This is a genomic window from Snodgrassella sp. W8158 (assembly GCF_016100435.1).
GTDB lineage: Bacteria > Pseudomonadota > Gammaproteobacteria > Burkholderiales > Neisseriaceae > Snodgrassella > Snodgrassella alvi.
The window spans coordinates 237473-251276 of sequence record NZ_JACFSM010000001.1; the positions used below are offsets into that span (position 1 = coordinate 237473).

Consider the following 13804-nt stretch of genomic DNA (forward strand, 5'->3'; position numbering starts at 1 on the left):
TCACCAAGCTGTAACAAAATGATTACTCATTGTCTATAAATATCAGGGATTAAAAACCAGAATCTATATATTTGTACTATTAAACTTAATCTTAAAAAATTAGGACAAATAATCCATTCTGGATATGATTCTCTATCCTTTCTTAAAGCGGAAAGAGCTTCATCTAATTTTATTTCTCCTTGGTTACGTGAATAAAGCTTAATAATTTCATCGAATTGTTTAGGAAACCAATCCCAGACTTTCTTTACCTCTAAGTTTGACAGTTGTGTTAAAAACAATTCAATTGCCGTTTTATGTTTTAAATCTCTATCATCGATATCGGCAACAAGCTCAGATAAATCAATAGGAGCTACATTTAAACTTTCCAGATACTTCCGTTTAGCAAAAGATAAATTCAATGCTCCTACCAGATAAATACGTCGTGCATTGCTTTGAAGATTATCCCTTACCCAGCCTATCCATTGGAGAAAATTCGGATCATCTCCAGAAAAGCCTATCAGACATAATTCGTTTTCTAAAAACACCTGCCGGACAAAATTAACAAAAATGCCGTATTTCTGCGGATAATGACGGTAATCTTCCTGGGTAAAAATCAAATCGCTACTGAGATTAATTGTGCCATGTAATTTTACAATCCGGGGAGAATGACAACAGGCTAAATCCTCCTGTTTATTGACAATATCATAGATAGGTTCATGTATATCTCTAGCCGCACGCTCCAGCAATGTATCCCAGTTTGTGGTTAATACTTCAGTCCAGGGTAAGGTTAATAACTGCTGATAAAGCTCTGCCGGCTGCCATATCTCATCATCAATTTCATTTTTCAATAAATCATATAGCGTCTGCTTACCAAAGTAATCCTGATATATCTGTGCCAGACGTAAAGCATCTGTATGCTCCTCCTCTCCAAGTTCTTGAACAATTTTTTCAGCCAAATTTGCCCAAACTGGCATTTTCTTATTGATATCCTGTGTTGTAGCTGCACTGCGGCTAAAGCCCGCCCCAACCATAATGGCTACCCCATGACCATAATCTTCACTCTGCCACAATGCCTGTGCCAGCTTTTGAATTAAGGGATAATCAGTTATTTCTGTTATTTTGGTTATTTCTGTTTTAGTCATAGTCTGCTTCCCCCTGAGAAATCAATTAATACATTGAGAAACCATGTTGGACATTTTCTGTTAAGTGAATTTACTGCTAGTTCAGCAAAATAGCTGCTGTAAATTTCAAAACTGACTTAATCAAACAAACACGGCTTATCTATAGTGTAATCAGCATCAATAAAGTGTAATTTTACTCTAAAAAACACTGTTATAGCTGTCAATATCCCTATTCCGGCTGCTTGAATTTAACATGGGTTAGCAGAAGCTAAGAAATAATTTCGAGCTTGCATAAACAAGCTTAGTTTTAAAAAAATTAAGCATCGCAATCAAACTGGTTATTAGTAAAAATCCTCGGTGTTATACTAAAACCCTGATTAATATCCGCTTAAAAATCATCATTATAGTTAAATACTGCCTTATGCAATAATTTAAGCAACTGATGCTCTGGCAGTGTTAATCCTCTGCTGGTTTCCAGCTTAACTATAATTTGATTTAATGTCTGAATTAATCGACCCATTTCTGGAATTAACGATGGCATGGGGCTGGTCATATGCCCTGGATACGTTGGGTTTGCTCAATGAGACCAAATAGGAATGATAGTATTTTTTACATTATCAATATAGGATTCGATACTTGCGGGCGTTTCAGGAATGATTAAAGTCGAAAAGATATTATCTGACTCTTCTTTTTTGTTATAAGAGTTAGCCACATCTTTTTGCTCAGTAAATTTCCTAATACGCTAAATAATTTATTGCTGCAAATAAGTAACGGACGGTTCAAATAATTTTTTTGATAGAAAAATTTTGTTGATTGAATGTCATCGTGTTACTTAATGTTTTAATAGCTATAGCGTTAATGCTAATCGGACTGATTTTGGACGACTCTGGTTGCCAAAAATGCGGCAAAAAAAGCAATCGCAACAGAACCAGTGATTATGACAAAATATCCCCACTTTTGAGCAAAATAAAAACTTAAGGATGTAACGATTAAATCAAACCCCCCCAAAATTGCCATCTGAGCATTGGCGGCTGTAGTCGGTGCTACACTACTGGCAGCATTATCCAAAATAATGGTATATAGGCAGGTACGAACAAACTGCAAACTAACAAAGTACGGGAAAAATGAAAAATAAACTAACAAGGCATTATTATGACCAAGCGAGATAGGGATAAATGACAATAAACAGCAAGCATGGAATATAATAGAAAACGACAAGCTTTGTTTCCGGGTCAATTTTCTAAGCTGACGAATACCAACGTAAATAGTTATCACCAAAATCATCGTACCGAATAATTTTAGCAAAAGGGCAGTATTAGCTAACGACCAGCCGCTATCAAGCAGCGCTAGAGGCATCAGATTATAAGAGGGAGAACTGCCAAAAGAGATAATAACCAGCAAAGCACACCAGCTTTTCTTTCCCTCCCAGACTGAAACAATATTCTTCCAATAATTTTTGTCAGTAGTCTCAGAAATACGACTGTTTTTACTGAACTTATACTCATTAAAAAACCATATTTGCCTCCATGGAAATAAAAATGCCAAAAACCCAGAGAGAAAAATTATACAGACACTCCAGCTTGTGTAAGAATATAGCACCAACACAATGGCCCCACCGATAATATTGCCGTACATAAAACCGCTAACATCTAGACTAGCAATAAGACCTCTCTCATGCTCTTCAGAAATGTTGCTGGTTAAGTTTGCCAACGCCAAATCTTGCGTGAGGATAATAAATGAAAAAAATAAAATGGCCAACAAAACTAATAAATAATTATTAACCGGATCAATAAAAGCAATCGCAAATAAACCCAATATCATCAAAAATTGCGCAATCAACAGCCAGTTCCGATAATGGCCTGAAGATGTTTTTAAATATTTATCAATAAACGGCGCCCATAACACTTTAAAGCTAAGTGGCAAAGACATGAGTGGAATAAGGCTTAATTTATCCAGCGCAATACCTTTATTGCGTAAAATTAAAAACAAACCACCAGCCAAAAATCCAGAGCCAATATACCTCGTGTAATATAAAGTGCTTTTAATTTTCTGTATAGATACTTTACGATTGCTAACAATAATTAAAAAGCTCTACGATCACTTATTTTCAAAGGATTAAGCCATATTTGCTTGCTACGTCATGACATGGTTGATCATATAAAATACCCATTAAGTCGAAAGTATTTATTAGTTTTCATCCAGCCTGAGCATAAATACATGTGCGGTTCAAAATAAAACGTAGATTAAAGTGTGCAAAATCTGAGTAGTTATCAATGTTAATGTAAAAATATACCAAAGTGCTAGAGCGAAAATAAACCACTTTTAATGGCATATAAATATATTATCTATCTTTAATTTATGAAGTATTTTTAAACCGATAAGAATCATTGCCTGTTTCAGCCATATCACAATGATGAACCAGTCGATCCAGAAGCGCATTAGTAAATGTTACATTTTCATTGTCGTAAGAATTTCGTATATCCTTATCAAATTTATATTATTTAGACTAAATATCATTTACATGAGCTAAACAAACCTCTGCTTTTTAAATAAAAATATTTTGTATAATTTTTTTTGTTAATGATCTCTCAAAGGACTTAATCAGGCAAAAACAGTGTTGAGTTGCTAAAATTTTGTGAATAATAAATACATTGTATTTTACCACCAATATATCATTAAAATACTAAAGCAGCCCTAAGGCTGCCTTCATACTTGAAGCAAAAATTAAGATGTCATTAATTGAACTATAAATTCAAGTATAGCTAAAAATAATCAGTTATCACTATTAGTTTATTTTTTTGTTGTTCATCATTCAATATGCTATTATATAGCTATAAAAATCAAACTTTAACAGGGCGTCTATATGCGACATTTTCGTATATTTCTTATTCTTTTACTTTCTACACTTTGTTTGCCAGCATTTGCTGTACCAACGACCCTAGATAAAATTAAAGAAATTGAGAGTCAACTTAATGCACGTGTCGGCTATGCGCAACTTGATTTCAGTAATGGTTTACTCATTGAAGGTTATCGATCCCAAGAACGGTTTCCGATGATGAGTACTTTTAAAGTTTTACTCTGTAGTGCAGTGTTGTCACGTGTTGACTCAGGATTAGAGCAACTTGATCGCCGCATACGCTATCGCCAGAGTGACCTGATTGAATACTCACCGATTACTAAAGAACATCTCTCTGAGGGTATGACCGTAGCTGAGTTATGCAATGCTACCATAACAATGAGTGATAATACCGCTGCTAACTTACTATTGTCTTCAATTGGTGGGCCAAAAGAATTAACCAAGTTTTTGCGCAAAGTAAATGACCAGACTACCCGCCTCGATCGCTGGGAACCAATGTTGAATGAATCCTTACCTGAAGACGAACGTGATACGACCACTCCTGAAGCGATGTCAAAAACATTATTTACATTATTAACAGGAAAGGCGCTTACGGCAAGCTCTCAACAGCAATTAATCAATTGGATGGAAGCAGATAAAGTAGGCGATCCTCTTTTACGCTCTGTACTTCCTAAGGGTTGGTTTATTGCTGATAAAACGGGAGCAGGTGAACAGGGCTCTCGTGGTATTGTCGCAGTATTGGGACCTGATGGAAAACCTTCTCGTATCGTCATTATCTACTTAACTGGAAGCAGTGCAACTATGGATGAGCGAAATAAACAGATAGCAGAGATAGGCGCTTCACTGATACAGTACTGGTAACAAAAATCTAACACTCTTCCCAACTGCAACAAAATCAGCTTTTGGCACAGACTGTTTGAAAACTCAGTTATCTACTGATGCAAGCTTTATCAATATTTTTCTACTTGCGTTGCATACCAATGGTTATACGTATATTTTATAAATAAACACTAAAAAAAGTAAAAAATAATTTCTGAATCTGTTTGGGGATGTTTTTGATCTCTTTATGGGACATTTTATTACAAACCTCAACGTGACAAAGATTAATTATGTCCAGCGATTGCTATTTTTAATCCTGTAGAGAGCGGGATTAAGCATATCAATACCAGGATTGCTGAAAAAGTAAATGGGTAACCATCGCTATTTGGTAAGGGTTGATTAACCGTGAAGCAAGACATACGGTTTGTACAAACTGGTCCTAATACAGCCCCAAAATTGGTAATAGACGAGAGATGAACCCAACAGAAATAATATAGTACCTAATAATTTATTAAGAAATGTAATTATTTTCTTTGTACCAAGTGACAACATCTGTAAACGTTTCATCTAAAGGTCTAAATTGACAGCCTAATTCCTTAGCGCTCTTTTCATGACTAAAATGTGTGCGCTTGTATTCATTTCCGATCAAATTCACGGACGAATAACTTAATAAAATAGGTTTACGTGTAAATACGTGATAAATTTCCTGCCCCATTGCAATAGCCTTTAATAACCATAAAGGGATAAGCTTAGTTGGCATTTTTACACCCGTGCTTTTTTCAAGTAATTTAAAAATATCCTTCATTTCCATATAACACCCTGCTGCAAGATACTTTTCACCACTTCTACCTTTTTCTAAAGAAGCAATATGATGTTCTGCAACATCCCTAGCATCAACGACTGAAAAACTTGCAGGTAATACACCTGGCATTTTTCCAGCAACATAATCTAATACTAATTGCCCAGATGAAGTTGGTCCCATATCAAAAGGACCGTACATCCAACCAGGTAATACAATGGTTATAAACATATCAGGATGATTACTTAAAAACTCTTTAACTTTTTCTTCTGCTAAAATTTTACTTTTATAATAATTATCACTACCCTCTACAGGGCGTTGCATGGTTTCATCAATTAACTCCTCTTCTTTACCACACAAAGTTGCAATAGATGAGGTATAAACTGCCTTACGGATTCCTGCTGCATAGGCTGCTTCTAATATTTGTTCTGTACCCTTTACGTTCGTATTAAAAAGTTCATCCCAATGCTTGCCACCTTTATAATTATCTCTAAAAAAAGCCGCACAATGAAATAAAGCATCACATCCTTTTAAATGCGCAGTAAAGCCTTTTATGTTTAACATATCTCCCTCAATTATCTCAACTAAAGGACTATGAAATTGCTTTTTAGCTTTTTCTACCGACCTTGCCAATACTTTTACTTTAATATTGCGATCAATCAAAATTCTTACAATACTACTGCCTAATAATCCTGTTGCACCTGTTACAAACACTACGTTCATTTCTAAAATCCTTATTAAATAGCCCTAGTTCGGCACAAGTAAAATACCAGACAGAATTCAAATACCAATTGGTATCTCAAAAAATATATGTTATTCTAATCTTTTAGAAATGGCAATATTTATTAATCAAATAATTTATCGTTTTTAAAACAGTTTTAAAGTGTATAAATATTTGGAATACATGAAGTAGCGAAGTATATAAAGTATGCAAAGAAAAACGAGAGCACAGCAACAGCAAGAAACTAAAGAAATGTTATTTGCAGCTGCAATAGAACAAATTATTAAATTTGGTTTTGATAAAACAAGCATTAACTCGATAAGTGAAGGCGCAGGTTTTTCAAAAGGTGCTTTCTTCTCAAATTTTAAAAATAAATACGATTTATTACTACAACTCACAGAAAAACTTAAATCAGAAGAAAGGTTAAGCTTAAAATCAGCGCTTGCTATTGATAATGAAAATAATACCATCTCGATAAATGGATTAAACAGCTATGTTGATCAAATAAAAAATAACACCATTTGTGTTATTTTAGACATAGAAATGCAGCTTATTGCCAGCAGAGATCAAAACTTCAAACAGTACTACAACCAACTGCAACGGGAAAACAATAAATCGCTAGGTGAAATCATATGCGCTGTTTTCAAATCAGAAGGAGTACAACCCTCTTTACCTAATGAATCTTTAGCTCAAATATTTATAGCCCTCACCGAAGGACTGATCTTACAAAATGCCAGCAATCCTGGTGAGCAAATTAAGCATGTACTTTACTCACTAATCGAAAAAGAAAAATATGCTATTAAAACTCTCTAATATAGACACTAAAAGAGCATCGATATTCCGTTGATATTTCCTTAAAGCATGTCATATTTAAATCTTCACTACCATAGTGCCTTCAGTTACTCTGCGAATGGATAAGGTAAACTCATCATCAATTCAATATGCGCATGGAATTTTAACCGTAGATAGTTTTTTGATCGTTGTGAGCTCTTACCTAGACGTTAATAAAAGAAGGAATACTCGGATAGATAAGAAATAAACCAATCTGGTCTGAAAAACCATTATCAACAAACAAATAAACGATAAAGACAATATCCTCTTTTGCATATCAAACTTACAATAAGGAATTTTCTAAAAATTTACTACCCAATTTCAAAGTCAATAAGTAAACGACTAAGAATATTGCAAAACATTAAGTTGTATAACTTCATAATTTGCAGAAGGTAGCAGATGAGGTTAATTTTGCTGGAGATGCCAAAATTCATTATAAATCCCATCTTGTTGCAATAACTGCTGATGAGTACCACTTTCTACAATTGAGCCTTTATCAATAACTACAATTTGCTTAGCTCCGATGATAGTTGAAAGCCGATGGGCAATAACTAATACTGTTTTCCCTTGTACGAGCTTATTAATCACCTTTTGTACTGCCAGTTCATTCTGAGTATCGAGTGCGGCAGTTGGCTCATCGAGGATAAGAATAGGCGCGTTTTTCAAAATGGCTCTGGCAATAGAGATACGCTGCCTTTCCCCACCAGAGAGACTTTTGCCAATATCATTCAGTTGTGTTTGATAACCGTCGCGGAAATTCTGGATAAATTCGTGGCAATTCGCCTGTTTACAAACTTCGATGACTTCCTCGTCGCTAGCGGATAATTTTGCCATTCTGATGTTATTAATAATGGTATCCTGAAACAAATAAACATCCTGAAATACGACAGAGACTAGACTCATTAACTGCCTCTGAGACATATCTCGTATATCAATACCACCGATTTTAATACTGCCTGATATTACATCAGCAAACCGGAGAATAAGCTTGGTTATTGTAGTTTTACCGCAGCCACTGGCACCGACCAGAGCGGTTAATGCTTTTTCCGGAATATGAAGGGATATATTCTTAAGTACATACTTGTCCTGACCCCGGTACGAAAAGTTAACTCGTTCAAATTCAATATTATAGTGCTCAGGCATAATCTCTGCCTTTTTTTCAGGTAATGACGGTGCATTCAACAGTTCCTGCAATTTTTCATACCCTATAACCAATGATTCAAGCATCGATGACATTTGTACAAAAAAGTTTAATACATCTGTGGAACGGGCAACGATTAATAACACGCAGGCTAGCAAGAGGTAGGAAATGGTTGCAGCATTCACCAAATACGCACCTAACGAGATGATAAGGATTAAACCAGCTTGAATCACGATGGTTATAATTAAATTAGGTTTTTCCCCTTTTTTCGTGCCAATGCTCAGTATATTTGCTACATCTGTTGTCACCTTAACAAACTCTGTCATCTTTTCTTCGGTTTGGCCTGTCGATTTTAATACATCAAGTCCTTGTACAAACTCGACAGCTTCACCTTTTAATTTTGCATTGGCCTCTGCCAGAATGCTAAAACCTCTGCGATAGGCCTTCCTGCGCCACAGATAGAGTGGAATTGCCATTGGAAAAACCAAAAGCATCATCAAAGAAAGTTGCCAACTGAAAAATAACAAGGCAATTGCAGCTGACAGTGGTATAACCACGCCGGTAATGATGATATTGAGTAGCATAAATGTAAATACTGCCGCTTCATTTACGCTTTGCATCATAAGGTGATTTATTTCGCCAGATCTAAACTGACTTAAATAATCTAAGGAAATATTACGTAACTTATTGCCTAATTTTTCCCTTAGCTCGGTAACGGCTAAGGTCGAATAACCATCCGCATCATAGCGTTCACAAAGCACCTTAAAAATAAAACTACCCGCCAGTAGAACAACGACAATAATTAAATGAGTGAGTGTTGCAGTAATATTTTTGGCTTCTAGCGCAGCAAATAAGGGATATAGTAAAACCAACGAAACGCCAAACAGACAAGAGGAAATCACAGTATAAATCAGACTGCGGATCAATATTTTCTTTTGCTTACCTGCCGCATTGATTAAGCCAGTATACGTTGTCAGCAATGATTTTGTTGTGCGTGTGTGTGTATTAATATACTCTTTCATCACATTTCTCCATCAGCCAAATTATTGACTGGAATCGACCAACTTTTTGCTTTGTTATACTCTTGCCACAACAATTTATAGTCACTAGAATTTTCGATTAAATCATTATGTGTCCCATGAGTTTTAATCATCCCTTTATCCAATAATATTATTTGGTCGGCATTGACAATCGTCGATAAGCGGTGAGTTACCATAATGACAGTTTTATTTCTATCAATTAAACGGTTAAAGGCTTTTAACAACAAAGATTCATTTCGGGCATCAGAAAAAGCCGTCGGTTCATCTAAAATAATGATTGGTCGATTTTGCAGAAAAACCCGGGCAATGGTGATTCTCTGTTTCTGACCACCTGATAATAGCTGCCCTCTTTCTCCTGCCAGAGTGTTATACTGTTCAGGAAGTGTCAGAATGAAGTCATGAATTTCAGCTTTTTTGGCGGCTTCAATAACGTCATCGTCAGAGATACCGTTTAACCCATAGCGTATGTTATCTGCGATCGAACACGAGAATAAAAAGTTATCCTGAAAGACAAATGAGATTCTCGACATAAGTTCAGCGTATTCAATATCTTTTATATTCACGCCACCTAAAGTTATCATTCCAGAGGTTGTATCAAGAAAGCGAGGAATGAGATTAGCCAGCGTTGTCTTGCCAGAACCAGATGTACCAATAAGAACAGTAAATGAATTTTCAGGAATTTTGATATTGATATTGGATAAAACAGTGCCAGCATTCTGGTAAGAAAACCCAACGTTTTTAAAAATAATCTCATTATTGTCAGGTAATAGCGGGTTGGAGGGAGCCTTTAAAATTGGCAGATTTTCAACTTCAAATATCCTTTCTATTGCTGCCTTTGACTTTTGTAATATCTGAAACAGGCTCATCACAGGATAAACACTTTCTGCAATACCGATCGCCAGCAATAAAAAACAGAACGTCGTGATAAAAGAGATTTGGTCATTTAGCTGGGCTATGCTCAATCCAACAACTAATATGATACTCATCGGCATAGCAGAGAAAAGGCTGCGGGCAATTTTTGTAGACAATCGCATAGATTGCAACCAATGAAAGACCACCTGACTATAATTTTCCAGCGCTTTTTGATATTGACCGAATGCCCCCTCCCCGGCATCAAATGTTCTTACTGCACTCATTCCCTGAATATATTCAATGATTTTACCGTTGATTTGAATAGTTGCATTGTTATAGCTTTCCTTTAAAAGCTTAGCTTTTTTCATGATAAAACTCAGCAGCAGAAAAGTAACTAAAGTGATTGCAAATACAATGCTTGCAAAGACCCAATTAAAGATAAATAAAACGAGTAAGGTAAAAATTGGGGTAACGAATGCCTCAGCTTTTAAAGGGGGAGCATCTGCCACAAAAGCATGTAATTCTTTAATATCATCAATTAATGTTTTAACAAGATTCCCGCTGCCCATGTTTCTAACCGTTTCAATCGGCAATTGATTGATTTTTTTGATAAGCCTGGTTCGTAATATTTCTTCTAGTTCAAATGCCGCATAGTGAGATTTATCGTGGGCATAAGTTCTCAGCGTATAAAAAAGAATGCTCAGCACAAGCAGAGAGAGAATGGGCAGTCCCGGGAAGACACTGGCATCCAACATTAATTGGTACAGGACCCAGATCAACATTAGCCAGATACTCAGTTTAAGCACCTGAGCAATTGATGCCAAAAATATAGAATAAGATACTTTATTCTTTACTGGCAGAAATATATCCGTATGATTCATAATAAAGTTTCTCCTTAGCCCATATCTATCATGCAATAAGAAAATCCGAATAGAAAAAAAGCTGTTTTTTTTCTGATTATTCGTTAAGTTATGATTCTTTTAAATCATATATCCGGCAATTGATTATCATCTGATAAATTATTTACAATCAGACAGATAAAAAAATACATTGCCAAAGTAGAGTACTACTACTTTAGTTGCAGATTTATTGGTAGGGTTAAGAAACTGATATTTTTATTTTTATTGTTATGCAAGCAGAGATTTATCTGCCTGCACAGAAAATTTATTATTCAGTCCAGCCTGCTTTTTCGCAGTCGCAAAGCATTAAGCAATACTGAAATCGAGCTCATCGCCATTGCCGCGCCGGCGATTACCGGGCTGAGCCAGCCAATTGCAGCCAGCGGGATACCGAGAATATTATAGAAAAAAGCAAAAAACAGGTTTTGTTTAACAACGCGTACAGTAGCGTGAGCCAGAGCCAGGGCATCGGCTACCTGAGTCACCGAATGGCGCATCAGCGTAGCTGAAGCAGTATTGGTGGCCACATCTGCCCCGCCATACATGGCAAAGCTGACATCCGCCGCGGCCAGTGCCGGCGCATCATTGATACCATCGCCGACCATCGCTACCACCTTGCCTTGCTGCATCAGCGCTCTCACCGCTTCGGCCTTGGCACGCGGATTCATTTCTGCCTGATAATAGCTGATACCCAGTTGTTTGGCAATGTATTCAACTACACTGTGCTGGTCACCACTCATAATATGAATATCAATATTTTGCTGCTGTAAGCGTTTAATTGCACTGGCAGTGTCTTCTTTTAAAGCATCAGCAATAGCAAATGCACCTGCTATTTCATTATTAATAGCGACAACCACAATACTAGCAATCTGCCAGATTTTCTGCTGCTGAAATGGCCCGGGTATGCTGAAACCGCACCATGCAGGATTGCCGACTTTTACCGCGCCATAACCGTCTACCTGCGCCTGTGTACCCTGCCCGATTTCGCTGTGGCTATTGCTGGCGGTCAGTACCGGCAGGTTTTGCTGTTCAGCAGCCTGAATCACCGCCTGTGCCAGCGGATGAGTGGTGAGCTGTTCAGCGGCAGCAGCCAGTTGCAGAATGGTTTGCGCATCATACTGACAATCGGGATTTCGCCACTGGGCAACAATCTGGGGTTTACCCTGAGTAAGAGTGCCAGTTTTATCCAGTACAACCGTATTGACCTGACTGGTACGCTCAAGTGAAGCCGCATCTTTAAACCATACTCCGTACCGCGCCGAGCGCCCCATACCCACCATCATCGCGGCCGGTGTGGCCAAACCCAGCGCACACGGACAGGCAATTACCAGTACGGCTACGCCGCGGGTCACTGCTTCGTTAAAATCACCACCAAACCACCAGTTTAGAATAAAAGTTAATACGGCTATGGCAACTACGGCAGGCACAAATACCATGGATACTTTATCAGCCAGCCGTGCAATCGGCGCTTTACTGCCCTGTGCCTGCGCCAGTGCCTGCATCATGTCACCCAGCAGAGTCTGGCTGCCGAGGGTCTGTGCCTGATAGGTGATACTGCCGTTGCTCAGTAATGCACCGGCAAGTACTTTATCACCAGCCTGTTTCAGTAATGGTTTAGATTCACCGGTGAGATAGCTTTCATCACACCATGCTTCACCACTATGCACGATGCCATCGGCAGCGATGCGGTTGCCGGCATTGGTTTGCAGGATGTCACCTTTCTGTATCTGGCTGAGCGGTACTTCCTGCCAGCCGTTGTCTGTTTGTCTGCGTACCATTTTCGGAGTTAGTTGCAGTAGCATGCTCATGCTGTTGAGGCTTTGCTTTTTAGTCCGCTGTTCCAGATATTTGCCCAGCGAAACAAAGGCAATTACCATCACGCTGGCTTCGAAATAGATATACTGATGCGCATCATGCTGATGATTAAACAGCATGATACTAGAATAGAGCCAGATAGCGACCGTGCCCAGAGACACGAGTACATCCATATTGGCTACGCCGCCTTGCAGGGATTTAATCGCACTATTGTAAAACGGCCACGCCAGACCAAGCTGGATAATCGAAGCGAGAACAAACTGCCACCATGGCGGCAGCATCCAGTGCTGTCCCAGCAGCATGCCCAGCATACCGATTACAAAAGGCAGAGCAATGATCCAGATAACTGCCAGACGCCACGGTATCGCTGTCGTTTTATGCTCCTCATTCTGCATTTCAGCCAGTGCTTCTATACTGGCGCTGGTTACGGCTGTGGCTTTAAATCCGGTTTTTGCCACTATCTGAACTATATCGTCTGTACTCAGCAGCTTACTGTCAAAACAGGTTTGTAATTCATCACTGGCAAAGTTTACATCGGCAGCAATAATACCCTGCTGCCGGCGCAATACTTTTTCTATGCGGTTGGCACAGGCCTGACAGTCCATGCCCTCAATGGCAAAGCGCGCTGTTTCGGCTGTTTTGCCGTTAGTGTGCTGAGTTTGTTCCATGGTTCTGTCCTTCTGTTTTCCAGCCGCATATCTCAAGATTAAACTACATCAAAACCGGCAGCTTCAACCGCGGCTTTGAGGGTATCTACGTTAGTAAGGCTGTCGTCAAAGCCGATATCGGCAATACCGGTTGCAAAATTAACTGCCACAGTTTCCACACCCGGGCTGCCCTGTAGTGCTGATGTCACACTTTTGGCACAACCTTCGCAGGTCATGCCGTCAATTTTAAACTGAACCATTTGCATTTCTGTCTCCTTATGGA

Annotated in this window: 9 protein-coding genes and 1 pseudogene; 2 read left to right on the forward strand and 8 right to left on the reverse strand. The window is 38.2% G+C overall.

Annotation, left to right across the window (positions count from 1 at the left end; all coding sequences use genetic code 11):
• Positions 1-26 precede the first annotated feature (26 nt).
• From H3V11_RS00955 to H3V11_RS00965, 3 genes and pseudogenes are all read right to left on the reverse strand, one after another.
• Positions 27-1121 carry an SIR2 family protein gene (locus tag H3V11_RS00955; protein WP_198223408.1) on the reverse strand — a complete coding sequence of 365 codons (1095 nt, stop codon included), beginning with the start codon at positions 1119-1121 and terminating at the stop codon, positions 27-29.
• 840 nt (positions 1122-1961) lie between these two features.
• A complete protein-coding gene (locus H3V11_RS00960) occupies positions 1962-3101 on the reverse strand; it encodes an MFS transporter (protein ID WP_198186258.1) in 1140 nt (379 codons plus the stop codon).
• A gap of 355 nt (positions 3102-3456) precedes the next feature.
• Positions 3457-3543: pseudogene (locus tag H3V11_RS00965) on the reverse strand (ATP-binding protein); the annotation flags it as partial.
• A gap of 420 nt (positions 3544-3963) precedes the next feature.
• On the opposite strand from H3V11_RS00965, the gene bla reads away from it, so the two are divergent.
• On the forward strand, positions 3964-4818 hold the full coding sequence (gene bla, locus H3V11_RS00970) for a class A beta-lactamase (RefSeq protein ID WP_198186259.1): 855 nt from the start codon (positions 3964-3966) through the stop codon (positions 4816-4818).
• A 469-nt stretch (positions 4819-5287) separates the two neighbouring features.
• Here bla and H3V11_RS00975 read toward each other — a convergent pair whose 3' ends face one another.
• Positions 5288-6298, reverse strand: a complete 1011-nt coding sequence (locus tag H3V11_RS00975; protein WP_100126227.1) for an SDR family oxidoreductase — start codon at positions 6296-6298, stop codon at positions 5288-5290.
• Between the two features lie 205 nt (positions 6299-6503).
• Between H3V11_RS00975 and H3V11_RS00980 the strand changes: the two genes are divergently transcribed.
• Positions 6504-7109, forward strand: coding sequence for a TetR/AcrR family transcriptional regulator (locus H3V11_RS00980; RefSeq protein WP_025331106.1), 606 nt, complete (start codon positions 6504-6506; stop codon positions 7107-7109).
• 423 nt (positions 7110-7532) lie between these two features.
• On the opposite strand, the gene H3V11_RS00985 is transcribed toward H3V11_RS00980, so the two are convergent.
• The 4 genes from H3V11_RS00985 to H3V11_RS01000 all read right to left on the reverse strand — a co-directional run bounded on the left by H3V11_RS00985 (position 7533) and on the right by H3V11_RS01000 (position 13787).
• Positions 7533-9290 (reverse strand): ABC transporter ATP-binding protein, encoded by a 1758-nt coding sequence (locus H3V11_RS00985; RefSeq protein WP_198223409.1) that lies wholly within the window; start codon positions 9288-9290, stop codon positions 7533-7535.
• Positions 9290-11041 (reverse strand): ABC transporter ATP-binding protein, encoded by a 1752-nt coding sequence (locus tag H3V11_RS00990; RefSeq protein ID WP_198223410.1) that lies wholly within the window; start codon positions 11039-11041, stop codon positions 9290-9292. The genes H3V11_RS00985 and H3V11_RS00990 overlap by 1 nt, the downstream gene beginning before the upstream one ends.
• Positions 11042-11331: 290 nt before the next feature.
• Positions 11332-13542: a cation-translocating P-type ATPase gene (locus H3V11_RS00995; protein WP_198223411.1), complete on the reverse strand. Its 2211-nt coding sequence runs from the start codon at positions 13540-13542 to the stop codon at positions 11332-11334.
• Positions 13543-13580: 38 nt separating this feature from the next.
• On the reverse strand, positions 13581-13787 hold the full coding sequence (locus H3V11_RS01000; protein ID WP_025331110.1) for a heavy-metal-associated domain-containing protein: 207 nt from the start codon (positions 13785-13787) through the stop codon (positions 13581-13583).
• Positions 13788-13804 lie beyond the last annotated feature (17 nt).